Origin of the sequence: Protofrankia sp. BMG5.30 (assembly GCF_001983005.1) — a bacterium.
GTDB lineage: Bacteria > Actinomycetota > Actinomycetes > Frankiales > Frankiaceae > Protofrankia > Protofrankia coriariae.
Genome location: NZ_MOME01000061.1, coordinates 1 through 24,030, shown reverse-complemented (window position 1 = coordinate 24,030; position 24,030 = coordinate 1). Strand labels below are relative to the sequence as shown.

Genomic DNA, 24,030 nt, shown 5'->3' with positions numbered 1-24,030 from the left:
CGAACGCAACCATGCACCTGGCGTGCTCAGCTTCGCGAGCGGGACCGCGACCCGCTCGAATAGCATTTTGAGTGGCTCCTCTCCCAGACGTTCACGTGCCTGGCTGAGTGCGCTCGTCGACGGCACTGTCCATTCGTCCCGCCACACGCGCATGAGCCGCAGGCCGCCCACAAGGCGGCGCATGACCTCCTCGTAGCCGTCCCGGAACACCGCGAGGGACACCACGAAATAGACGACGACGTGTGCGGGAAGCCGCCGGACTCGCTGCTCTTTTTTACCGGTCTCGACGAGAACCTCGTCCACGACCTCTCGTGAAATCACCCGTGCGAGCACGCCCACAGAAATATGGTCGGTCAGGCGGCCTGCYGCCGAAGACTCGTCTGCCGAATTCACAATCCATTCTATCGTGGTGGTCCGCGCATGGAAGTATGACGCACCGCCCGAGTGCATACGCCAAAAACCGCACTGAAAYGATCAAGCAGATATTGATCTTGTCGGCGCCCGTTCTTATCTTAGCGGCATTGACGGCAGTACACCCGGCTCACTCCCGCGGATGCGCGGCACGGAAAGGGCTGGTCGATTCCGATATAGAGGTAAAGGGAATGAATTCTTGCGGAATGCGTCCATTGACACTCCTCGGTCTCGCCAGTGGCTATGACAGACAAGATCCATGTTGCTTAAAGTGATTGAACTTTCTACTGTTAGTAATAACTAGCTTGTCCGCTGTCGGATGAGGTGCAGGTCGGGAAGATCCGTTTCTCCGGCCGTGTATCGGGCAGAGCTCGCACCATTCCCGACCTCCGACGACCGGGAGGAAACGCACGGTGGTAGTCGGGAGGTTCCCGCGCGAGGTCGTGATCTTGCTGGCAGCACTATGTAGGAGAGAGACGACACTCTGTAGGAGAGATGCGTATGGAAGGCACGACCCAGCTCACCGCTGTGGATGTCGAGGAGTTCGGTCGTGCGCTCGACCGGCTCCGCGAGGAGATCCTGGCCGGTCTGGGGGAGGGCGACGCCCGCTACATCCGCCGGGTGATCGCCGTTCAGCGGAGCCTGGAGGCGGGTGGACGGGCGGTCATGTTCGCCTCCCTRCTGCCCCCGGCGTGGCTGGCGGGCACCGCGATGCTGGCCACTGCCAAGATCCTGGAGAACATGGAGATCGGGCACAACGTTCTGCACGGGCAGTGGGACTGGATGCGCGACCCCGAGATCCACTCCACTGCCTGGGAGTGGGACTCCGCGTCTCCCGCCGAGCAGTGGAAACATTCCCACAACTATGTGCACCACACCTACACGAACGTTCTCGGCAAGGACCGGGACATTGGCTACAGTGCGCTGCGGGTCCACCCGGAGCAGCCCTGGCATCCCGTCTACCTCGCCCAGCCGCTGTACAACCTGATGCTTGCAATGGTCTTCGAGTGGGGAATAGCGATCTACGACTCCGAACTCGAACGTGCCTGGCGGGGCGAGAAGAGCTGGGCCGAGACCCTGGCTCAGCTGTCGACAGCGCTGCGGAAGGGAGGACGTCAGGTTTTCAAGGACTATGTGGCCTTCCCGCTGCTCGCCGGTCCGRCTTTCCTGCCCGTTCTGTTCGGTAACCTCACCGCCAACACCATCCGTAACGTCTGGGCTCATATGATTATCTTCTGTGGTCACTTCCCGGAAGGGGTCGAGGTTTTCACCGAGGAGCAGATCGAGGGGGAGACCCGCGGTGAGTGGTACCTGCGGCAGATGTTGGGCTCGGTCAACATCGAGGGCTCCGCGTTGTTCCATGTCCTGAGCGGGAACCTGAGTTTTCAGATCGAACACCACCTTTTTCCCGATCTACCCAGCAACCGGTACGCCCAGATCGCGCCGGAGGTACGCGCCCTGTGCGCACGTTTCGGCCTTCCCTACAACACCGGCCCGTTGCTGCGGCAGACGTCCAGCGTGTGGAAGCGCATTCTGCGACTGGCGCTTCCAGGCCCCGCTCGACGGCCTGTCGAAACCGACAAAAACGAAGAAGCCGGTGCGGTGGAATCGCGGGGGGCGTCCTCCGCGGCCTGATCGGATCTCCATCCCGGCCACTGCCGCACGGGCCGCGACAGCCGGGGCCGCGTGAGCTGTAACCGCGGTCATGACAGGCCKGCGCGGACCTCTTCGTCCATCACAGCGCCCGTCCCGAAAGCCGACCGGAACGTATAGCCGACAACCCGCCACGGTGCCGTCGGCCCGTCCCGTCGAGAGCATGGTTGAGATCCGCGCCCGGGAGCGCTCGAGATCCTCGAAGCTGAGCCTCCTCGAAGTGGGCATCGCGGACCCGGCCGGCGGGCACGTGGCGCGGATCGGTGGGTGCGGTCGCGCACGGCGGTCCGGGCCGGGCGCCGAGTCGGTAGATTCACGGGCGTGACGAGCCTGGAACGTCTTCTCGACGAGCGGTTGGGCGCGGCCTTCACGGCCGTTGCCGGCGAACAGGTCGATCCTGCCATCCGGCGGTCGCAGCGAGCGGACTACCAGGCGGACGCGGCCCTCTCACTGGCCCGCCGCCTTCGTCGCAACCCGCGTGACATCGCCGCCGAAGTGGTCGGGGCCGCCGAGCTCGACGACCTGTGCGAGACGGTCGAGGTGGCCGGGCCGGGGTTCATCAACCTGCACCTGGCCGCGTCCGCGCTGGAGCGCCTGCTCGGGGAGGTGCTCGGCGACGAGCGGCTCGGCGTCGCGCCGGTGCCCGAGCCCGAGGTGGTCGTCGTCGACTATTCCGGGCCGAACGCCGCCAAGGAGATGCACGTCGGCCATCTCCGGTCGACGATCATCGGGGACGCGGCGGTGCGGCTGCTGAGCTGGCTGGGCCATCAGGTCGTCCGGCAGAATCACATCGGGGACTGGGGCACGCCGTTCGGCATGCTGGTCGAGCATCTGCTCGACATCGGCGAGTCCGAGGCCGCCCACGAGCTTTCCGTCGGCGATCTCAACGCCTTCTACAGGGCCGCCCGGGTGAAGTTCGACGCGGACGAGACGTTCAAGGAGCGTTCCCGGCTGCGGGTCGTCCAGCTCCAGGCCGGCGACCCGACGACACGCCGGCTCTGGCACGTCCTGGTCGGCGAGTCCAAGAAGTACTTCCTGACCGTTTACTCCCAGCTCGGTGTGCTGCTCACCGAGGCGGACTTCCGCGGAGAGAGCTCCTACAACGACCAGTTGGGCCCGGTCGTCGACGAGCTGACCGAGCTGGGGCTGCTGCGGCTGAGCGACGGCGCCCTGTGTGCCTYCCCGGAAGGGTTCAAGAACCGGGACGGTGAGCCCCTGCCGCTCATCGTGCGCAAACGGGACGGCGGTTACGGGTATGCGACCACAGATCTGGCGACGATTCGTCACCGGATCCGTGACCTGCACGCGACCCGGCTGCTCTACGTGGTGGGCCTGCCGCAGTACCARCATTTCGAGATGATCTATGAGGTGGCTCGGGAGGCCGGTTGGCTTCGCGCGCCCGTGCGGGCCKAGCACATCGGGCACGGGTCGATCCTGGGCGCCGACGGCAAGATGCTGCGGACGAGGGCCGGCGACTCCGTGAAGCTCGTCGCCCTGTTGGAGCAGGCGGTTTCCCGGGCGGCCGACGTCATCGCCGTGAAGAATCCCGGGTTGGACGCTCAGACCCGCGCGCAGGTCGCCCAGGCGATCGGGATCGGTGCCGTGAAGTACGCGGACCTCTCGACCGACCGGTCAAAGGACTACGTCTTCGACCTGGACCGCATGCTGGCTTTCGACGGGAACACCGCGCCCTATCTGCAGTACGCCCACGCGAGGATCTGCTCGGTGTTCCGCCGGGCCGGGCTCACGTATCCGGTCACCGCCGCCGACATCCGGATCGGCGAGCCCGAGGAACGTCACCTCGCCGTTCAGCTGCTCAGCTTCGGCGACGTGGTCGAGGGCATTGTCGACTCGCTCGAGTTCCACCGGCTGGCGGGTTATCTTTTCAGCCTGGCGGCCGCTTTCACGAATTTCTACGAAAAATGCCCTATTCTCCGTGCCGAGGAGCCGGTCCGCACCAGCCGGATCGCCCTGTGCGACCTGACCCGGCGCGCCCTCGCGACCGGCCTGGGCCTGCTCGGTATCATCGCGCCCGAGCGGATGTGACCGGATTTCCCGGCCACAGGCCATGATTCCTGGCTGGTGGCCGCGGTCGCTGGGGCCGACCGTGGCCGTGGACCCGGCTCGTCACGGCTGGCCGGCGGCGGCTGTCTGCCGGGCGGGCAGACGCGGTTCGGGGCGGGCGAAGTAGTCGCCCTGCACAAGGTCGCAGCTCAGATCGGTGAGTGCGGCAAGCTGTTCGGGGGTCTCCACCCCCTTCGCGATGGCGGTCATGCCGAGGGCGTGGGCCAACTGGATGCCGGCGGCGGCGATGGCGTAGGAGGCGGGATCGTCGATCAGCCCGCCGATGAACCGGCGGTCGATTTTCAGACCGTCGAGCGGCAGGCCGCGCAGCCGGGTGAGGGACAGATGGCCGGTGCCGAAGTTGTCAACGTGGATGGCGACGCCGAGGGCGTGCACGGCCTGTAGGGTGCTGGTGACGGTCTCGTCGTCGTCCCTGAGGGCGCTCTCGGTGATTTCGAGGCAGAGTTGGTAGCGGTGGTCGGCGTTGGTGGTCCGCAGAAGTGTCTCGAGCTCGGGCAGGAAACCGGGGTCGGTGAACTGGCGGATAGAGGCGTTGACGCTGATGCGCGGCGGGCATGCCGGTGGCGGACCCGCCGCCCGGGTAGCCGCCCAGGTGGCCGCGGTGTGGCAGGCGGTACGCAGGGCCCACCGGTCCAGCGGGACGACTATCCCGGTCTCCTCGGCGAGGGGGAGGAACGCCTCGGGATACAGCAGGCCGCGTTCGGGATGCTGCCAGCGCAGGAGAGCCTCGGCTCCGACGATCTCACCGCCGAGGCTGACAACGGGCTGGTAGTGCAACCGGAGATCGCCCGTGCCAGGGGCGTTGCGCAGGTCGTTCTCGGTGGTGAGCCTGTCCAGGGAGGTGCTGCGCATGCTCTCCTCGAAGAGCAGGTAGCGGCCGCGGCCCTGGTGCTTGGCGCCGTACATGGCGATGTCGGCGGCCTGTAGCAGGCCGGCGGGGTCGGGGATGGCCGGCCCGGACAGAGCGACGCCGACACTGGCGCTGACGCTCACCTGGCACCCGTCGAGGATCATGGGTTCGGAGAGGGCGGTCACGACCCGCTCGGCGATGGTGGACAGGGTGGCTTCCGCCTGGATCTCCTCGCACAGGACGGCGAACTCGTCGCCGGAGAGGCGGGCGACGGTGTCCCCGGGCCGGACGGCGCCCCGCAGGCGGGTGGCCACCTCGCACAGCAGCCGGTCGCCGATGTGATGCCCCAGCGAGTCGTTGACACCCTTGAAGCCGTCGAGGTCGACGAACAGGAGCCCGGTCCGGCGCTGCCGGCACTGTTTCTGCCCGTCCTGCTTCTGCCTGCCCCGGGCTGGCTGGTCCTGGTCCGGGCGGCCGGGCTTCAGGACCTGGCCGAGTCGCTCGAACAGTGCGGTGCGGTTGGCCAGCCCGGTGAGCTCGTCGTGCAGAGCACGGTGGTTGGCGTCGCGTTCGACCTGGTACCGGATGGCCGCCGCGCTCAGCACGGTTGCGACCGTCCGCACGAACCCGACCTCGCGATCGGTGAACGAGCCGGAGCTGGAGTCGGAGCCRGACGTGCCAGTGGCGTCTGCCGCGGGCACGATCGGCCCTTCCGGACGGTCCGGAAAGGTGCTGGCCGGGCCGGGAGGGCCGGACGCGGCCGGCGGCGTGCCGCGGTAGATCGTGAGGATCGCGGTCGGGTCGTCGGGCCGGCCGATCGGGATCGCCAGACCGGAGCATCCACCGGAGGGCGCCCCCTGGCCGTCGTCCCGCCGCTGCGGTGGGCCCTGCCCGTTGCGCGTGCCCTGCTGGTCCTGAAAATCCTGCTGGTCCCGGAAAAAACCTGGCTGGTTGTGCGGGCCTGCCTGCCGCGGCGAGTCCTGCCGGTCGGAGGCGGGGATGCGGTCGGCGTGGACGGGGCCGCGGGTCGCGAGCGCCGACGTGACCAGGATGCCGGGTTCGGGCGGCGTCCCAACGGCCGTGGCCAGGCACGGCCCGGCGTGCCCGGGGGGCAGTTCGTGCACGGTGACGGCGTCCGCACGCAGATGGTCGGCGATCATCTGCGCGGCGGCGCGCCACAGCGGCTGCGGATCGGGGTTGTGCAGGGAGCGCTCTCCCAGCTCCGCCACGATCGCCTGTTCGGCCGAGCGGACCCGCAGTTCCGCCAGCGCCTGCTCGCGCTCGGTGACGTCGGTGGTGACCATCGCCACCGACGTCACGGTGCCGTCCGCAGCGGACAGGGGCACCGCGTGGATGTCGTAACGGCGTCCAGCCGCCTCGATGACACCTGACAGGCGCTTGCCGGAGCGCGCAGCCCGGCGGGCCATGCGCCGGATCGTCACGTCATCGAAGGCCGTCCCCCCGGAGGTCATCTCCTTGGAGGTGTCGGGACCCCTGGGCGTGTCGAAGGAGCCGAGGGCTTCAAGGGCCTCGAGGGCCTCGGACGCCGACGGCCGCGAGGCGCCCGCATGGTCGACGTCCCGCCCGCCTCCGGCGTGCTCGACGCGCCCGATCCGGTCCAGGAGGAACAGCGTCACCGGCGCGTTCTCCAGCAGCAGCCGCAGGTGGTGGCGGGCGGTCACCTCCCGGGTGATGTCCTGGAACTGAACGAGACGGTGGGGCCGTGGGTCGGAGCCGTCCCGCAGGAGGGTGGTGATGGCCAGGGCGTGGACCACCGAGCCGTCCGGGCGGACGAACCGGATCACGTCCTGCTGACCATCGCGACAGCCGGCCGCGTGGAGTGACGCGTCGTCCGGTCGTTTCGCCCGCTCGCCCGGGTGGATCAGCACGTCCCAGGCCGTGCGAAGGAGCTCCGCCTCGCCACGGCCGAGGATCTGGCAGGCGGCCGCGTTCACCCGCCACACCAGATTATCGACTACACCGACGAGCGCCATTCCGATCTGTAGCCGGTCGAACAGATCGAGGCGATCCCCCTCCAGTCCCACCGGTTCCTCACCTACTCACCCGTGTCTGCCTCACCCGTGTCTGCCTCACCCGTGTCTGCCTCACCCGTGTCGGTTCTCGACGGCCTCCGCCTGATCGAACGTATTCGGGGAAGAAACCGGGAGTCCCTCCGGTAACAGAAAAGTTAACTGTACTCGCTTGGTGGCCTGATGTGACGAGTGTGACGTGGATGCGATCGTCCAGGTCGTTACAGTGATCATCTATCTCGTGTGTGATCGCTTACCAGGCGCGACAGCCCCACCGGCCGGCAGGGTCGGCTGGTCGGCCGTCAGCGGGCCTGCGTCGCGCCGAGCACGGGCTGGTCCGGGCAGCCGCTCAGGATTCTGATCATTGCTTCCCGCTCGGCCGCGTCCACCCACAGGCCGTAGCGGGCCTTCACTCCGATCTGCCGGGCCACGTATCGGCAGCGGTATCCCCGGTTCGGAGGCAGCCACTGCGCGGCATCGTCGTCGCTCTTGTCCTGGTTCGTCGGACCGTTGACGGCAAGCAGGTTCTCCGGATCGTTGGCGAACGCCAGCCGCTTGTCCGGCGACCAGAAGGCGGYCCCGGTCCGCCAGGCGTCCGCCAGCGCCACCACATGGTCGATCTGGACGGCGCTCGCGGACCGTGAACGGTCGAAGCGGACGATCCGGTTGGTGTACGGATCCCTCAGCTCACCGGTCAGCACTGTGCACGAGTTCCGCCGCACGGTCACCAGCGTCAGGTCGCGGTGCAGGATGTCGTTGCGCGTGTCGCAGCCGTTGCCGTCGACGTCCGACCAGGCGGCGCCGAACTCGTCCCGCCGGTACGGCGGCGATGTCGTGGCCGGGTGCACCGGGATCGACTGGAGGGTGGCGACGGCGGTTCCGATGGTGACGACCTGGCCGCGTCCGCCGGCCGTCCCGCCGGAGCCCGCGGGCGATCCCGCGCCGTCGAGCGTCCCGCATCCGGTCAGGGCGAGAAACACGCTGAGGCAGAGCGCAACAGCCGCTGACAGGATTCGTGCCCGGCCGTCGGCCGGGACACCTCGCGCCACGATGCCGCGGACCGCGGCGCCGCGTACCACGATGYTGCGGACCACGGTGTTCCGGATCGGGCCCCCGTCGGCCGTGGCGTCGTGGGCCGCGCTCCCATGTGCAGTGACGCCGGCAGCCGCGGTGCCACCCCGCCCGCGGCGCCGGCCTCGGTCGCCTGGCTCCGCATGGTCCTGGTCTCCACGGCTTTGATCCGTGCAACCTTGATTATGATCTGCCGGCGGTCGGGGACGCGGCACTGACGCGGCGGGGGTCATAACGCCAGTTTCCCGCCGTCCAGCGCCCGTGCCGGTGAGATGGCGCCGGTTGTGGACAGGAGTGTTGTGGACGCACCCGCCGCCGGCCTGGCCACGGGGAGCCGGCCGGATACCGTCAGATCACGGCCGGGGGATGCGGTGCGTTGTTCGCCATCGGACGGCCCGAGGCGTCCCAGGCGATCATTCCACCGTCCAGGTTGCGGGCCTGCCAGCCGCCGCGGTGCAGGTAGGCCGTGACCGCGGCCGAACGCTGCCCGGAGCGGCAGATCACCACCACGTCCCGGTCGCGAGGCACCTCTTCGATGCGCTCGAGGAGCTCACCCATCGGGATGTGGACCGCTCCGGCGATATGCCCCGCGTCCCACTCCTCCGCCTCCCGGACGTCGAGGAGCAGCGGCCCGACGTCCGGCGTGACCGTCGTCGGAAGTTGATCTACTGCGACCGAAGGTATCTGATCCGAACCCACGCGGCCATCCTGCCATCCGCCCGGCATCCCGTGGCGTTGGCTACCGGACAGGCGGCTACCGGACAGGCGGCTACCGGACAGGCAGCTATCACGCGGTGGCCGCTGGACAGGTGGCCGCTGGACAGGTGGCCGCTGGACATTGCGCGGGACATGATCCCGGGGATTTGGGCCTGCCGGCGGCGCGAGAGAGAGACATGGTCGCTCCGTCTTTGGTCCCTCGGCCGGCCGGCTGTGGTCACGAGGGCGCTTTTTCGTCCGCGGCGACAAGGCCCGTGGTGGGACCGTGATTACCGTGGAATCGCTCGATGTCGAATCATCAGGATGCGGAGCGGACGGGCCGTGGCTCACCTGCCCGTGGTGCGGCGGGATCGTACCGTTGGCACATCTCGTCCCAGGGGACGACGAACCATACGCACGGGTTGCCGTCTGTGACTCGTGCGGACGCCGGGTCATGTTCCTCTCCCCAGCCGACCCGACGGCCTGACTCACCCACCCGCCCCGGCTGCTCACGCCCCGCCGGGCCCGCCGGGCAGGCGGAGGGGTGCGCGAACGGGGCGGTGGGGTGGTCCCGTGGGGTGGATGTGTTGGTTCGGGACGTTGCGCTTCGGCGTGACGCATGCGCTTTTCGTCACGGAGTGATGGTTGCCGTTGCCACGATCAGTGTGCGGTCGCCCTCGCGGGCCTTCCGGACACGTCTCAGGTGGCGGGTTCGGCTCTGACCGCGTTGGCCCCGGTGGGGCTGGYCTGCGCCGGTTGCGGCGGCTCCACCCGCACGACGTAGTCCTCGATCACCGGGTTGGCGAGCAGGGAGGCGGCGAGCTGGTCGATCCGGGCGAGGACGTCGGCGTCGGCGTCGCCGTCCACCTCCAGCTCGAAACGCTTGCCCTGGCGTACCCCGGCGATGCCGGACACGCCCAGGCGTGGCAGCGCGGCGAGTATCGCCTGCCCCTGCGGGTCGAGGATCTCCGGTTTCAGCATCACGTCCACAACGACCCTGGCCACGCCTGAAGACTGTATCGGTGCATCGCAGGGCCGGGGCTGATGGATGTTGGTCGGCTTGGTGTCGCCCGCGCTCGAAGATCCATCGGACGTGGTTCCGCCGGTGCCGTCCGGGCCTGGAGCGGGTGTGCTGCCCACGCCTGCGCGGCCAGCCTCGAGCTGTGGGCGTACCCATCGGTCCCCCGGGCGGGTGCGCCGTTCGGGGGGCCGATGGGTACCCGCCCGGCCGCATGCGCCGACACGGCCGGTGCGCCAGGAACACCACCCTGCACCGCGAACCCCACCGGGCACCGTACGCCTTTTTCGATCAAGAAAGTGAATGTGATCAGGAAAACGAGTGTGGAAATGGCTGCTGTGCGGCCGCTTGTTCCCTCGTTCTCATGATTCGGCGGTAATCGATCGCGAATCTTTGATCGATTGACGGTGTTCGGGGGCGGTGCTCGGGGGCTCTGTGGCTGTGGGCGCCCGTGGCGAGGCGGCGGTAACTACCCTCGGGTGTGTGTCGACATCCGTGCCAGAACAGCCCGTGTCCGTGCCGAGGCAACCTGCCTCGGGGGCAGCCGGTCCGCCGAGAGCGGCCGGGCCGGTCGTCGGATTCGACCTGGACATGACGTTGCTGGACCCTCGGCGCGGCGTCGTCGCCGCCTACGCCGCGCTGGCCGCCGAGACGGGGGTGGCGATCGACGGCGAAGCGGCCGCCGCCCGCCTCGGGCCGCCGCTGGAGGAGGAGATCGCCCGCTGGTTCCCGCCCGAGCGGGTAGCGGAGACGGCGGCCCGCTACCGCGAGCTGTACGCCGTCCACGCGCTGCCGGTGTCGCTGCCGATGCCGGGCGCCGCCGACGCGGTCGCCCAGGTGCGTCGCCACGGGGGGCAGGCGGTCGTCGTCACCGCCAAGAGCGAGCCGCTCGCGCGGGCGAGCCTCACCCACATCGGCATCGAGGTGGACGCGGTCGAGGGCTGGCGGTTCGCCGAGACGAAGGCCGAGGCCATGATCGAGCACGATGTCACGATCTACGCGGGTGACCATGTCGGTGACATCGTCGGAGCGCACGCGGCCGGTGCCCTGGCCGTCGCGGTGGCCACCGGCCCGTGCTCGGCGGACGAACTGGCCGCCGCCGGAGCCGACGTCGTCCTGCCCGACCTGGCCGCGTTCGGCGGCTGGCTGTCGTCCCATCTGCTGCCCGGCCGGCTCGACGACCTGGCCACACGGCTGGCCGGGCTCGGCTCGGTACTGGTGGCCTTCTCCGGTGGGGCGGACTCGGCGTTCCTGCTGACGGCGGCGGTCCGGACGCTCGGCGCCGACCGGGTGGTGGCGGCCACGGCGAGCTCGGCGTCCCTGCCGGCCGCCGAGCTCGCCGCCGCCACCGATTTCGCCGCGCGGCTCGGCGTGCGCCATCTCACCCCGGCCACGAACGAGATGGGACGCGAGGGCTACCGGGCCAACGGGCCGGACCGGTGCTACTTCTGCAAGGCGGAGCTCACCGAGACGCTGCGGCCGCTCGCGGACTCCCTCGGCCTCACCCATGTGGTGACCGGGACGAACGCCGACGACGCCGTCGCCGGGTTCCGGCCGGGTATCCGGGCGGCGGCCCAGCGGGGGGCGCGTACCCCGCTGCTGGACGCCGGCCTGACCAAGGCGCAGGTCCGCGAGGCGTCCCGGCGGTGGGGTCTGTCGACCTGGGACAAGCCGGCCGCGGCCTGCCTGGCCAGCCGGATCGCCTACGGCATCGAGGTGTCGCCGGCCCGGCTGGCCCGGGTCGAACGCGCGGAGGCCGGGCTGCGGGTGGCCCTGGCCGCCGCGGGGCTCGTCGTCCGGAACCTGCGGGTGCGCGACCTCGACGACGTGGCAATGGTCGAGGTGGACGCCGACCAGGTGGCGGCGCTGGCCGCGCGTCCGGACCTGCTGGCCGCCGTCGAGGGCTTCGACCGGGTGGAGGTCGACCCCCGCGGGTTCCGGTCGGGCTCCATGAACGAACTGCTGCCGGCCGTGGCGCGAGCGTCCGGGGAAGGCGGCGCCGGACGGTGAGAACGGCCGGGGGCGGYCCGGTCAGATCGGGTTTCCCTCGGCGTCGACCGGTTCGGCCTCGTCCACCGGGGCGGGGGAGAGCACAGCCAGGAGTATCCCGATCAGGGCGAGGGCGAAGCCGACGGTCAGCCCGCCGGCCGCGACCGCGTTGAGCCAGGTGGGACGTTCGGTGACCCCGAAGAAGAACGGGATAATGATGACCGCGGTGGCGACGAGGCCGATCGCGAACGACACGACCGCGGCCCGGACGAAGAGGTCCGTCCGCCTCCGGCGCCCCGAGGGCTCAGCAGGCTCTGGTTCCCGCGCCGCTGGATCGTCCACGCCTACCAGCCTACGGATCCCGCGGCCCCCCTGGCCAAAGGCGGTGCGATCGTTGTATCGCATCGCCGGCGGCCAACCTGGGTTGTGGGGCCAAAGGCGGTGCGATCGTTGTATCGCATCGCCGGCGGCCAACCTGGGTTGTGGGGCCAAAGGCGGTTCGATCATTGCGTCGCATCGCCGGCGGCTGGTTGGGGGCTGCGAGCCAAAGGATGAGCGATCATGTTTGTCGCGTTCGGGAGCCCGTTGGACCGGGGAAGCCGACCAGTAGGCCTGGCTGCTCCAGGCTTGCCGGTGAGCTGGGCGACCATCGCTCGGGTGCTACTGCTCGGTGATGAAAAAGTACGGACGGCCACTCGTCGGCGCGTCCCCGGATAGCCTTGAGACCCCGGTATCTCACCGGACAGTCCCCCTTCGCTACTCATAACGAGGTCTTCCGTGCCCACCGGCAGAGTCAAGTGGTTCGACGTCGACAAGGGCTTTGGCTTTCTCAGCCGTGACGACGGCGGTGATGTTTTCGTCCACAAGGCCGCGCTCCCGCCTGGCGTGGACAGACTCAAGCCCGGTGACCGGGTCGAGTTCGGGATCGCCACGAGCCGCCGTGGCGACCAGGCGTTGTCGGTGCGGCTGCTCGCGGCTCCGCCGTCGGTGACGAAGGCTGCCGCGCAGGCGGCGCGGCGTAGCCCGGACGAGCTCCACAGCATGGTCGAAGACATGATCAAACTGTTGGACGAGGTGCAGGGTTCGTTGCGCCGCGGGCGCTATCCCGACCGGCGCACGGCCCAGAAGGTGGCGAAGGTCGTTCACGCGGTCGCCGACGAGCTGGAGGTCTGATCGCCCGGCGGCCGCTCCCCGCGTGGGCCGGGCGCGGATCAGCGTAGGGGGACGGGCAGGGGTGGGACGAGGCCCGCGGCGGCCGCACGGCCCAGCAGGGCCTCGACCGCCTCGTAACCCTCGTCGCCGAGTTGCAGGGTGTAGTCGTTGACGTACAGGCCAATGTGGGCGTCCACCACGTCCGGGTCCATCTCCTGCGCGTGGTCGAGGACGTGGGAGCGTGACGCCGCCGGGTCGGCGAACGCGGCGGCCACGCTCGCCCGCACCGCCGCGGACAGCGCGGCGCCGTCGAGGTGGCGGCGGCCCAGGACGGCCCCGAGCGGGATCGGCAGGCCGGTTTCGGACTCCCACCAGTCGCCGAGGTCGGCGATGGCGGTCAGGCCGAAGGACGGGTAGGTGAACCGGGATTCGTGGATCACCAGGCCAGCGTCGTACCGTCCGTCCCGCACCGCCGGCATGATCTTCTCGAAGGACAGGACGTCGATCTCGCTCACCCCGCGCTCCTGCGCCCACAGGCGGAACAGCAGGTAGGCGGTGGTGCGCATGCCGGGGATCGCGACGCGGGCGCCACGCAGGTCGGCCCGGCCGGCGGTCAGCACGAGCGGTCCGCAGCCGCGTCCCAGCGCGCTGCCGGCCGACAGCAGCTGGTAGGAGCCCAGCAGCCAGGGCAGGGCCGCGTAGGAGACCTTGACGACGTCGTCGAGGGCGTCGGCGGCGCGGCTGTTGAGCACGTCGATGTCGGCGAAGGTCACCGTGACGGGGGTGCCGTCCCCGACCAGCCCGTGCGTGAGCGCGTGGAAGGCGAACGTGTCGTTCGGGCACGGAGAGATCGCCAACGACAGCGGTGTCGGCAGGGACGGCGGTGCCGTCGGGATCGTCGACGTCGACGTCGACGTGCTCTCGCCGACGTCGGTCCCGGTCACGATGTGCCGCCTGTCGCTGGTCCCGTCGCTTCCGCGGGTCCGGCTGGCCTGACCGGGCCGCCGGAGCTGGTCGCGCGCAGGGCCGCGGTGAGGGTGTCGATGCCGGCGGTGAGGGCGGCTGCCGCGGCGCTCAGCCCGGCCAGCGCGCCCGACACGTCCCAGCTGGCCCGGTCGCGGCGCCCGACCGTGTTACTGATCGCGCGGATCTCGGCGAAGGGCGTGCCGTACACCGCCGTCGCGACCGCGACCGCGTACCCTTCCATCGCCTCGGCGGCCGGGCCGAAACGCAGTGCCAGGGCCGCGGCCCGGCGCTCGGTCCCGGTGATCGTCGAGACGGTCAGCACCGGCCCGGTCCGCACCGGGCGTCCGGTACCGGCGAGGATGCCGGTGAGGGCTTGGACGGCTTCCTCGCGAGGTGACAGCGTGGAGGATCCGAGCCCGAGCTGTTCCAGGGTGAGGAAGTCGCTGGAAGCCGTCGGCGCGGGTGGTTGTCCCGGTTCACCGGGCGGGGCGTCGACGCCGGATTCCGCGCCGAGATCCGCGGCGATCAGCGCGTCCGCGATGACGAGGTCGCCGATGTCCGCGCGGCCGGCGAAACCGCCCGCGATCCCGAAGGAGACGACCAGGTCGAACGGCTCTCCCGCGGCCTGGGCGGTGGCGAGCGCGGTGGCGGTGCCGGCAGCCGCGGCGGGGCCGGCGGCCCCGGCGGCGAGGACGGTCACCGCGCCGGAGCGGCGGCCCAGGTAGGGGCCGATCCGCACGGCGGTCAGGAGCTGGCGGTCCCACGACGGCGGCGAGCCACGCGACAGCGTGCCCGTACCGGCGGCGGCAGCGGCGGTACTGCCCGTGCCGGTGACGGGTCGGGGCCGCCACGGCCCCATCATTCCGGCGCAGACCGCGTCCGCCTCGGCTGTCATCGCGGTGACGAGCAGGATGCGGCTCACGCGTCCGCCAGCGGGACAGTCGACGGGCGGGTGCGGCCCGGGCACGCCGCGGCCGGGCCTGTGCCGCCGGGGCGCGCCGTGCCGCCGCTCGGGCCTGTGCGGGCGGGGCTGACAGGACTGGGGTTCATCGGGCTACGGCTGGACGACGAGCCGGAACGGCCAGCTCCCGGAAGCCTGCTCGGAGCCGGCGTGCGGGGCCTGGAAGACGGTCAGGTTCACCTCGCCGCGCCCGTCCGGCACGGACAGCCGGTAGTGCGGCTCGGTGATGATGTCGGTGATCCGGGTGTCGTTGGACGCCAGGAAGTATCCCTTGTCGGCGATCGACTGCGCGACGTCGATGTTGACGACTGACCCGGGGGCGGCGTGCAGGACCGGCGCCTGGTATCCGCCTTTTTTGATCACTGTGCCGTCGCGGTCGTACTGGGCGGCGTGCGCCTGCACGAAGTTGCCGCCGGACTGCAACGTCACCAGCGGGGTCGGCTTGTCGCAGCCGGTGATCACCAGGATCAGCGCGCCGAGGAGGCCGAGCACGACGGGGCGTCGCCGCCGAGTGYGGAAAAGTAGCCGAGATGCGGACACGATCGGAGGTTACCGTTCCCGACGGTCGGGCGCCGGCCTGCTCGCGATCCCGYGGGTGGGTTGTCGGTCTCAACCCGCCTGCTCAGCGGCTCGACCACGGGCGGCCTGGCCGTGGCCAGGAGCCCCTGCCGGCGGCCGGGGTGCTGGCCGCGGTGGGAGCCGGTGGCCGTCGACCGCTGGTACCGTCTGATCGCTTTTTTGATTATTTCGGTCGGCTGGAACCGCGCACCCACCAGCGCCGGACGGGCGGTCGCGGCACGGTTGGGGCGTCGGGCGCGGCGGGCGGCTGCGGCAGGGGCGGGGCCTGCGGCAGGGTCTGCGGCAATGTCGGGTACTGCGGCAGGGTCTGCGGCAGGGTCGGGTGCTGCGGCAGGGTCTGCGGCAGGGGCGGGGCCTGCGGCTGGGTGGGCGCACCCGGGTCGAAGTGAGCCATGGACGGGGTCGCTGGGGCGTGCGGAGCAGCCGGGGCGTGCGGGGCGCGCGGGGCGTTGTGCAGTTCCCGGGCCGCGGCCCGGGAACGGTGCAGGGCCCGGGTCTCCACGAACATCGTGCCCAGGACCACCGCGGACGCGGCGGCGAAGCCGAGCGTGCCGGGCATCTCGATCAGGCCGATCGCGCCGCCGGCGACCCAGACGAGCTGCATCGCGGTTTCCGAGCGGGCAAACGCCGAGTTGCGGGTGTCCTCGGCGACGTCCCGCTGGATGATGGCGTCCAGCCCGAGCTTGCCGGTCGAGCTGGCCATGGTGACCAGCAGGGCCGCGAGCAGCGAGGTCAGCTTCGTGTAGTTGACGGCGGCGCCCAGGCAGCCGCCGGCGGCCATCAGCAGCGACAGCATCAGCAGCGCTTCCGGCCGTTTGCGGCCGAGGCGCCCGCCGACGAACACACCCAGGCCGCTGCCCACCCCGGCGCAGATCGCCAGCCCGGCGAGCCACAGGTTGTTGCCGCCGCTGGTCCGCAGCAGGAACGCCAGGTAGAAGGTGAGGAACCCGACCAGGCCGCGCAGCACCAGCGACGCGCGCAGCGCCACCGGCAGCCCGCCGAGCGCGCGGCGCAGCCGGCCGGTGATGTCCCGGCGGAAGCGGCCCGTCCCGAGGAAGGCACGTTTCTCACCCGCGGCGGAGTCGACGTGTTTCGGCAGGTTGAAGGCGAGCAGCACGCCGATCATGTAGACGATGGCGCAGATCCGCAGCACCCACGGATAGCCGACGTAGGGGATGTTGGCGATACCGAGCGCGGCGGGGGCCACCACCGCCCCGGCCACGATGTTGACCAGGGAGATCCGGGAGTTGACCTTCACCAGGGTCAGCTCCCGGGGGGTCACCCGCGGGATGACCGCGCTGCGGGCCACCCCGAACGACCGCGACAGCATCAGCAGCCCGAGCGCCAGCGGGTAGACCGCCACTCCGTCGAGGGAGCTCGCGAGCTGCCAGGCGAGCATGCCGCGGGCCAGGCAGATCGCGGCCAGGGCGGTTCGGCGACCATAGGCGAACCTGTCCAGCACCGGACCGATCACCGGTGCCAGCAGGACGAACGGCACCATCGTGATCAACAGGTACAGAGCGACCTTCGACCGGGCCTCACCGGTGGGCACCGCGAAGAAAAGCGAGCCGGCGAGTGCTACCGTGACCAGCGCGTCCCCAGCCGCGTTGACGAACGAAAGCTCCATCAGGGAGGCGAGCCCGGACTGTTCGGCGCCGCCCCGGCGGGCGGAGGCCCGCAGCTTCCGCACCCCCCTGGCGACACCGGCACCCACGTTCACCATGCTGAGTGTCCTCCCCCCCAGGAGAGCCATCACGACCACGCAGCGCAGTTCCGGAACGTGTAGGCGACAATACGTGCGTGGAGGCTCAGGATGTACAGCGCGGCCCGGCAGCACCCCCGGCACCGGTGAGCGGGGACGTGACGGTGCCCGTCGATCCTGACCGGCCCGTCGACCTGGACCAGCCCGTCGATCCGGACCGGGCCGACTGGCCGGCGCGGGCCGTTCGGGTGAGCCGCCCGTCCGCCTCGCCCAGGACCCCGCGCGCCCCCCGGGCACCGCGCCCACCCGCGCTGGACGCCGTGTGCGCCGCGGCCGTTGAGCAGGCCCGGGCCGCCGCCCTCGCCGAGGCTGGCGATCCCAGCCTGGTCGGTGAGCATCTCGGTGTCGAGGCCGACGGCGAACGGCTTGTCCTGCACCGTTTCGCCTGCCGGTCCCGCGCCTACCCCAACTGGGTCTGGACGGTGGTGGTGACGCGCGCCTCGCGCATGCGCAAGGCCACCGTGGACGATGTGGTGCTGATGCCCGGCGAGGGGGCGCTGACCGCCCCGCAGTGGGTGCCGTGGTCCCAGCGGCTGCGTCCCGGTGACGTCGGCGTCGGCGACCTGCTGCCGACCGCCGTGGACGACCCGCGCCTGACGCTGCGTCTCGGCGACGTCGAGGAGTTCGTCGACACCGACGCGTGGCACGAGATCGGCCTCGGCCGTCCTCGCCTGCTGTCGGTGATGGGCCGCGACGACGCGGTGGCCCGCTGGTATGYCGGCGAGTCCGGCCCGGAGGCGTCCATTGCCCGGGTTGCCCCCGCGGCCTGCCGGACCTGCGGTTTCCATGTGCGTCTCGCCGGCGCCCTGGGGCAGGTGTTCGGGGTGTGCGCGAACGAGATGGCGCCGGACGACGGCCGGGTGACCGCGCTCGACCACGGCTGTGGTGCCCACTCGGAGGCACTGGTGGCGCCGTCCGCGCACCCGGAGTCGGTGGTGTACGACGACGATCCGGGTGACGCGGAGTCCGTCGACCTGGAACTGGTCGGTGTTGCCGCGCATCCGCCCGGCTCGGTCCCGGACGATCCCGCCCAGGCCCCGGCCGGGGACGCCGCCGGCCCGGAGCCCTACGGCCACTCCTGACGCGGCTCCCAGCCTCTCTCAGCAGCCGATACGGGGCGGCGATCCGCAGCCGGGCGACTCTTCGTCCCGGCCGACGATGCACTTGGCATGGACGCGGAGTTCGACGTCGCCGGCGAGCCGTCCCCGGTGCCGGTTGCCGCCTGGACTCGGCCGTTGGAGGACTTCGCCCTCGTGTTCACGGCCACGGGCCTGGCAATCACCGGTATCCGGGAGCCGCATTTCTCCGAACGGCGGCTACGCGACGGACCCGTGGTGAGCCGAGCACTTCATCTGCTCTCTGTTCATGCTGATCACGGCAGGCTGGACTACCTGAACCGGACCACTTGAAGACGCATTCCGTTGGGTGCGTCCAGCGTATCGTGGCGGTATGAGCGAGCCTGGCGTCGTCCCGTGGTGGGACGAGGAGGACTATCCGGCGGCCGAGCATGACGCCGACTGTCAGGCGATCGACGCGGCCTGGGCGGAGCCCGGGGAGAACATTCCGCTCGAGGCGGTGCTGGCCGAGTTCGGTGACACCGACCTGCTCGCCTCCTGAAGCTCTGGCTCTGCGGCACCCTGCAAGATCGAGTTTCGTCCGGCTGCCTGGCGGGAGCTCCGGAAGATTCCGCAGCCGGCCCGGCGGCGTATCGAGGCTGCGATCGTCGGGTTGACCGATGACCCGCGTCCGGCCGGCTGCAAGGCCGTGGTCGGCCGTCCCGGGCACCTGCGCCTGCGGGTCGGAGACTACCGGGTCCAATCTACCTACCCCGTGATGCCGATCTCGTCATCGTCGTAGTCAGCACCGCTCACCGCCGTGAGGTCTACCACCGCTATTGATCCCACGATCGCACTTTTACAAAGAAATAGGTGTTTCCTTACCCGTCAGCTCCGCGCGGCCGGTACGACGATCCCGTTCCGCCGGCTACTCCCATCTCGCAACTTCAGTCAGTCTACATGCAAACTACATGCAAATTTTGAAGTCAATCTTGGGTGATGGAATTGTGTGATGAGGAGCTGGCAACAGACCTGCGAAGCGGGTCGCACAGGGAGGCTGAAGCGCGGGCCGCGCTGACCCGGGGGATTCCCGCCGGATCCGGATCCGTTCGGAGGCGGTGCCTGAGGCGCCAACCGGTTGGACGCAGTGGTGATCATATTGGGTGATCATATGGATGTGGGTGCAGCCGGGATGTGGCTTTTCGGGCCAGGCCCGGCGCTTCTGGGAAGCCTCCGGAAGGGGGTGCCCACCCCTTGGTCGGGGTTCACCGGCCGGGGCATCTCTGACCGGGTCTGAGCAGGTTTGTCCCGTCGGGATTCCCGGGCCTGGCCGGGCTCACGGGCGCTGGCCGGCTTCGCCGCGAGACGTCCGGGAAGATGGGTGGCGTGACCGGTACACCGACCGCACCCACCGTCCCGTCCACGCTACTTTCCGACGCTGTTGCGCCTGGCGCGACCGTGCAGCCCTACCGTGAGCTCGGGCTTACTGACGACGAGTATGCCCGTATCGTCAGCACGCTCGGGCGCACGCCGTCCGACGCCGAGCTCGCCATGTACTCGGTGATGTGGAGCGAGCACTGCTCGTACAAGTCGTCCAAGGTGCACCTGCGTCAGTTCCGCGACACGCCCGCGGGTGACCGGCTGCTCGTCGGCATGGGCGAGAACGCCGGGGTGGTCGCGGTCGGCGAGGGGCTCGCCGTCACCTTCAAGATCGAGTCGCACAACCATCCGAGCTTCGTCGAGCCGTACCAGGGCGCGGCGACCGGCGTCGGCGGCATCGTCCGCGACATTCTCACGATGGGTGCCCGGCCGATCGCCGTCCTTGATCCGCTGCGCTTCGGGGACGCCGACGCCCCCGACACCGCCCGGGTGCTGCCCGGGGTGGTCGCGGGCATCGGCGGCTACGGCAACTGTCTCGGCCTGCCCACGATCGGCGGAGAGGTCGTCTTCGACCCGTCCTATCAGGGCAATCCGCTGGTCAACGCGCTGTGCGTAGGGGTGCTGCCGGTCGGCCGGGTGCAGACGTCGGCGGCGACCGGGGTCGGCAACGCGGTCGTCCTGCTCGGCGCCAAGACCGGCCGGGACGGCATCGGCGGCGTGTCCGTGCTGGCGTCGGCGACCTTCGACGAGGGCGGCGGGCCGGCGCGCCGGCCGTCCGTCCAGGTCGGCGACCCGTTCACCGAGAAGATCCTCATCGAGTTCTGCCTGGAGCTGTTCGACCGCGGCTTTGTCGTCGGCATCCAGGACCTCGGCGGGGCCGGGCTGACCTGCGCGCTGACCGAGACGACCGCGGCCGGGCTCGCCGCCGGCGGCCCCGGCGGGATGACGGTCGACCTCGATCGTGTCCCGCTGCGGGAGGCGTCGATGGCGCCGCACGAGATCCTCGCGAGCGAGTCCCAGGAGCGGATGCTCGCGATCGTCACCCCGGACGCGCTGCCCGCGGTGCTCGCGCTCGCCGAACGCTGGGGCGTGCTGGCCACCAGGATCGGTACGGTCACCGACAGCGGGCGTCTGATCGTCCGCTGGCATGGTGAGGTCGTCGTCGACGTCCCACCCGGCTCGCTCGCCGACGACGGGCCCGTCTACGACCGCCCGGTGCGCCGGCCGGCGGACCTCGACGCCCTGCGGCTGGACGACCCGGCGGCGCTGCCGCGCCCGAGCACCGGGGACGAGCTGCGCGCGACCCTGCTGACGATGGTCGCCTCGCCGAACCTGTGCTCGAAGGAGTGGGTGACCGACCAGTACGACCGGTACGTGCAGGCGAACACCGTGCTCGCGCAGCCCGAGGACGCCGGGGTGATCAGGCTCTCGGAGGAGACGGGCCTCGGCATCGCGCTGGCCACGGACGGCAACGGCCGCTACAGCCGGCTCGACCCGTTCGCGGGCGCGCAGCTCGCCCTGGCCGAGGCGTGCCGCAACGTGGCCGCGGCCGGGGCCACACCGATCGCGGTGACCAACTGCCTGAACTTCGGCTCCCCCGAGGACCCGGAGGTCATGTGGCAGTTCGCCGAGGCCTGCCGGGGTCTCGCGGACGCCTGCCGCCGGCTCGGCCTGCCGGTCACCGGTGGGAACGTGTCGTTCTACAACCAGACCGGCGCCACGCCGATCAACCCGACGCCGGTCGTCGGCGTCCTCGGCCTGTTCGACGACGTGGCCCGGCGGGTCCCGATCGGCTTCGCGGACGAGGGTGACTCGCTGCTGCTGCTCGGGCAGACCCGGGAGGAGTTCGGCGGCTCCGAGTGGGCCTGGGTGACTCACCGTAACCTTGGCGGACGCCCGCCCGCCGTCGACCTCGCCGCCGAGAAGCTGCTCGCCGAGATCCTGGTCGCCGGCTCCCGGGACGGGATGCTCACCGCGGCGCACGACATCTCCGACGGCGGGCTGGCGCAGGCGCTGGTCGAGTCCTGCCTGCAGGGCGGGCACGGCGCCCGAATCGTCTTCCCGCGGGACGCGGACCTGTTCACCGAGCTGTTCAGCGAGTCGGCGGGCCGCGCGGTGGTGGCCGTGGCCCGCTCCGAGGAGCTGCGCTTCACCGACATGTGCGCCGCCCGCGGCCTGCCGTGTCGGCGCGTCGGTGTGGTCGACGGCGACACCCTCGAGGTCCAGGACGCCTTCACCGTCACCCTGGCCGACCTGCGAACCGCCCACACCTCCACCCTGCCCTCCCTGTTCGCCGCCCCCACCCCGACCACGTGACCCGCAGCGACCTGTATAGCCCTCGGGCTCTGCCTGGCCCTTGAGGGCAGGCTGCCCGTCTCCGCGTGTAAGGTCGGCGGGCTGATCCTCGTGGACGAGCCGGCCAGGCCAGCCGTGGCGGGGACAACGGCGGTGTACGCCCGGGTATCGTCAGCCGGTCAGAAGAGCGACCTTGACCGGCAAGTTGCTCGGGTCACCGCCTTGCCGACGGGCAGGACCTGCCCGTCGGCAAGGTCGTGACCGAGGTCGGTTCGGCCCTCAACGGTCATCGCCGTAAGTTCCTCGCGCTGCTACGTGACCCCGGGGTGACCACGATCGTCGTTGAACACCGCGGCAGGTTTGCCCGGTTCGGCGCCGAGTACGTCGAGGCGGCGCTCGCCGCGCAGGGCCGGCGGCTGCTCGTCGTCGACCCGGCCGGGGTGGACGACGACCTGGTCCGTGACATCACCGAGATCCTCACATCGATGTGTGCCCGGCTGTATGGCCGCGGTGGCGCCGCGAACCGCGCTGCCCGTGCCGTCGCCGCTCCCACCGAGGCGGACTCGTGAAGGTTCTCCAGGCGTACCGTTTCGCGCTCGACCCGAACCAGGCCCATCGTGCCGGCCTGCGACGCGCTGACCCCGGCGCCGTGGACCCTGCCGGCGTTGCGGCTGCGGTGGAACCAGGTCAAGAACGAGATCGCGCCGTGGTGGCCGGAGTGCTCGAAGGAGGCGTTCTCCGCCGGCCTGGATCAGTTGGCGCGGGCGTTGAAGAACTTCTCGGACTCGCGCAACGGTAAGCGGAAGGGCCGCCGGGTCGGCTTTCCCAGGTTCAAGAAGCGCGGGAAGGCACGCGACTCGTTTCGCTACACGACAGGCGCGTACGGCCCGGCTGATGACCTGCGCGTGAAACTGCCCCGGATCGGCCGGGTGAAGGTCCACGAATCGATGAGCGCGCTCACGGGTCGACTTGCCGGAGGGAAGGGCTGACTGCTCGGCGCGACCGTTTCCCGGACCGCCGGCCGCTGGTTCGTCTCGTTCACTGTTGAGGTTGATCGCGACATACCTGAAGGGCCGTCGCGGCGGCAGCAGAAAGCCGGCCCGGTCGGTGTCGACCTGGGCGTGAAGCACCTTGCCGTGCTATCCACCGGGGAGACGATCCCGAACCCGAAGCATCTCGCCGGTTCGCTGCGTCGGCTGCGTCCCGCGCCTACGCCCGGTCGAAGCCGGGCAGCGTGGGCCGTCGGGGACACGCCGCCCGGCTTGCCCGTATCCATGCCCGCGTCGCGAACCAGCGCCGCGACGGCCTGCACACGCTGACCACCCGGCTGGCGAAGTCCCACGACACGATCGTGGTGGAAGATCTGCATGTGGCCGGGATGGTGCGTAACCAGCGCCTCGCCCGCGCCGTGTCGGACACCGGCATGGCCGAGGTCCGCCGCCAGCTTGCCTACAAGACCGGCTGGTACGGCTCCCGGCTGGTCGTCGCGGACCGCTGGTACCCAAGCTCGAAGACCTGTTCCGGCTGTGGCTGGCGACACCCAGGCCTGACCCTGTCGGACCGCACGTTCACCTGCCGGTCCTGCGGACTAGGGCCTGTGTCGAAAGTGGATCCTGGGCGTGAGATGATCTTGATTCGTGGCGCGTGGAGATCTGACGGACGAGCAATGGGCCGTGCTGGAGCTGCTGTTGCCGACGGGCAAGAAGCCCGGCCGGCCACCGATATGGACCCGGCGGCAGCTGATCGACGGCATACGGTTCCGGGTTCGTACCGGCATCCCGTGGCGGGACATGCCCGCCGAGTACGGGCCGTGGGGCCGGGCGTACGACCTGTTCCGCCGCTGGCAGCGCAACGGCACCTGGCAGCGCATCTTCACCGAACTTCAGGCCCGGGCCGATGCCAAGGACCTGATCACCTGGGACCTCAACGTCGACTCCACCGTCTGCCGGGCCCACCAGCACGCCGCCGGAGCGAGGAAAAGGGGGACCTGCAGAAGGAGCCGCCCGGCGGTGTCGCAGTCGAGCCCGACGACCACGGCCTCGGACGCTCGCGCGGCGGCCTGACCACCAAGCTGCAC

The 24,030-nt window shown here is 70.5% G+C and carries 18 protein-coding genes and 3 pseudogenes; 11 read left to right on the top strand and 10 right to left on the bottom strand.

Annotated elements, in window-relative coordinates:
- The coding region (locus BL254_RS23080) for a transposase domain-containing protein (RefSeq protein ID WP_254858447.1) at positions 1–405 on the bottom strand (405 nt) is incomplete at its 3' end.
- A gap of 507 nt (positions 406–912) precedes the next feature.
- Here BL254_RS23080 and BL254_RS23075 point away from each other — a divergent pair.
- Together BL254_RS23075 and argS are read left to right on the top strand one after the other, a co-directional pair.
- Positions 913–2,046, top strand: coding sequence for an acyl-CoA desaturase (locus BL254_RS23075; protein WP_076845122.1), 1,134 nt, complete (start codon positions 913–915; stop codon positions 2,044–2,046).
- Between the two features lie 339 nt (positions 2,047–2,385).
- Entirely contained in the window at positions 2,386–4,110 is a 1,725-nt protein-coding gene (argS, locus tag BL254_RS23070) for an arginine--tRNA ligase (protein WP_076845120.1), read from the top strand.
- 81 nt (positions 4,111–4,191) lie between these two features.
- On the opposite strand, the gene BL254_RS23065 is transcribed toward argS, so the two are convergent.
- The 4 genes from BL254_RS23065 to purS all read right to left on the bottom strand — a co-directional run bounded on the left by BL254_RS23065 (position 4,192) and on the right by purS (position 9,801).
- Positions 4,192–7,044 carry an EAL domain-containing protein gene (locus tag BL254_RS23065; RefSeq protein ID WP_052914876.1) on the bottom strand — a complete coding sequence of 951 codons (2,853 nt, stop codon included), beginning with the start codon at positions 7,042–7,044 and terminating at the stop codon, positions 4,192–4,194.
- A 287-nt stretch (positions 7,045–7,331) separates the two neighbouring features.
- Entirely contained in the window at positions 7,332–8,123 is a 792-nt protein-coding gene (locus BL254_RS23060) for an HNH endonuclease family protein (RefSeq protein WP_371391249.1), read from the bottom strand.
- Between the two features lie 325 nt (positions 8,124–8,448).
- Entirely contained in the window at positions 8,449–8,799 is a 351-nt protein-coding gene (locus BL254_RS23055) for a rhodanese-like domain-containing protein (RefSeq protein ID WP_047224633.1), read from the bottom strand.
- Positions 8,800–9,495: 696 nt separating this feature from the next.
- A complete protein-coding gene (purS, locus tag BL254_RS23045; RefSeq protein WP_076845116.1) occupies positions 9,496–9,801 on the bottom strand; it encodes a phosphoribosylformylglycinamidine synthase subunit PurS in 306 nt (101 codons plus the stop codon).
- Between the two features lie 529 nt (positions 9,802–10,330).
- Between purS and larE the strand changes: the two genes are divergently transcribed.
- On the top strand, positions 10,331–11,824 hold the full coding sequence (gene larE, locus BL254_RS23040) for an ATP-dependent sacrificial sulfur transferase LarE (RefSeq protein WP_338052782.1): 1,494 nt from the start codon (positions 10,331–10,333) through the stop codon (positions 11,822–11,824).
- A gap of 21 nt (positions 11,825–11,845) precedes the next feature.
- On the opposite strand, the gene BL254_RS27450 is transcribed toward larE, so the two are convergent.
- The gene (locus tag BL254_RS27450; protein ID WP_175648459.1) at positions 11,846–12,145 is read right to left on the bottom strand and encodes a hypothetical protein; all 300 of its coding nucleotides are present in this window, start codon (positions 12,143–12,145) and stop codon (positions 11,846–11,848) included.
- Between the two features lie 435 nt (positions 12,146–12,580).
- Here BL254_RS27450 and BL254_RS23030 point away from each other — a divergent pair, with 435 nt between their 5' ends.
- Positions 12,581–12,976 carry a cold-shock protein gene (locus BL254_RS23030; protein ID WP_013871729.1) on the top strand — a complete coding sequence of 132 codons (396 nt, stop codon included), beginning with the start codon at positions 12,581–12,583 and terminating at the stop codon, positions 12,974–12,976.
- A gap of 38 nt (positions 12,977–13,014) precedes the next feature.
- Here BL254_RS23030 and BL254_RS23025 read toward each other — a convergent pair whose 3' ends face one another.
- From BL254_RS23025 to BL254_RS23010, 4 genes are all read right to left on the bottom strand, one after another.
- Positions 13,015–13,851, bottom strand: a complete 837-nt coding sequence (locus tag BL254_RS23025) for a 1,4-dihydroxy-6-naphthoate synthase (protein ID WP_076845126.1) — start codon at positions 13,849–13,851, stop codon at positions 13,015–13,017.
- 44 nt (positions 13,852–13,895) lie between these two features.
- Positions 13,896–14,843, bottom strand: a complete 948-nt coding sequence (gene mqnB / locus BL254_RS23020; protein ID WP_076845114.1) for a futalosine hydrolase — start codon at positions 14,841–14,843, stop codon at positions 13,896–13,898.
- Between the two features lie 132 nt (positions 14,844–14,975).
- A complete protein-coding gene (locus BL254_RS23015; protein ID WP_052914877.1) occupies positions 14,976–15,374 on the bottom strand; it encodes a hypothetical protein in 399 nt (132 codons plus the stop codon).
- A gap of 250 nt (positions 15,375–15,624) precedes the next feature.
- Positions 15,625–17,184 (bottom strand): MFS transporter, encoded by a 1,560-nt coding sequence (locus BL254_RS23010; protein WP_076845112.1) that lies wholly within the window; start codon positions 17,182–17,184, stop codon positions 15,625–15,627.
- A gap of 137 nt (positions 17,185–17,321) precedes the next feature.
- Between BL254_RS23010 and BL254_RS23005 the strand changes: the two genes are divergently transcribed.
- The 7 genes and pseudogenes from BL254_RS23005 to BL254_RS22975 all read left to right on the top strand — a co-directional run.
- Complete coding sequence (locus BL254_RS23005) at positions 17,322–18,305, top strand: DUF3027 domain-containing protein (RefSeq protein ID WP_076845111.1); 984 nt, start codon at positions 17,322–17,324, stop codon at positions 18,303–18,305.
- A gap of 87 nt (positions 18,306–18,392) precedes the next feature.
- On the top strand, positions 18,393–18,632 hold the full coding sequence (locus BL254_RS23000; RefSeq protein ID WP_047224639.1) for a hypothetical protein: 240 nt from the start codon (positions 18,393–18,395) through the stop codon (positions 18,630–18,632).
- 40 nt (positions 18,633–18,672) lie between these two features.
- On the top strand, positions 18,673–18,840 hold the full coding sequence (locus tag BL254_RS27445; RefSeq protein WP_157180602.1) for a hypothetical protein: 168 nt from the start codon (positions 18,673–18,675) through the stop codon (positions 18,838–18,840).
- A gap of 815 nt (positions 18,841–19,655) precedes the next feature.
- The gene (gene purL, locus BL254_RS22990) at positions 19,656–21,974 is read left to right on the top strand and encodes a phosphoribosylformylglycinamidine synthase subunit PurL (protein ID WP_217699352.1); all 2,319 of its coding nucleotides are present in this window, start codon (positions 19,656–19,658) and stop codon (positions 21,972–21,974) included.
- Positions 21,975–22,019: 45 nt separating this feature from the next.
- A pseudogene (locus BL254_RS22985) lies at positions 22,020–22,522 on the top strand (IS607 family transposase); the annotation flags it as partial.
- Positions 22,519–23,544, top strand: a pseudogene (gene tnpB / locus BL254_RS22980) (IS607 family element RNA-guided endonuclease TnpB); the annotation flags it as partial. The pseudogenes BL254_RS22985 and tnpB, both read left to right, overlap by 4 nt.
- 46 nt (positions 23,545–23,590) lie before the next feature.
- Positions 23,591–24,030 (top strand): annotated as a pseudogene (locus BL254_RS22975) (IS5 family transposase); the annotation flags it as partial.

Excerpts from the sequence above, each read along its gene's own strand:
- BL254_RS23010 (WP_076845112.1), bottom strand. The coding sequence starts at position 17,184 with ATGGTGAACGTGGGTGCCGGTGTCGCCAGGGGGGTGCGGAAGCTGCGG.
- BL254_RS23000 (WP_047224639.1), top strand. The coding sequence starts at position 18,393 with ATGGACGCGGAGTTCGACGTCGCCGGCGAGCCGTCCCCGGTGCCGGTT.
- BL254_RS27445 (WP_157180602.1), top strand. The coding sequence starts at position 18,673 with ATGAGCGAGCCTGGCGTCGTCCCGTGGTGGGACGAGGAGGACTATCCG.
- purL (WP_217699352.1), top strand. The coding sequence starts at position 19,656 with ATGGGTGGCGTGACCGGTACACCGACCGCACCCACCGTCCCGTCCACG.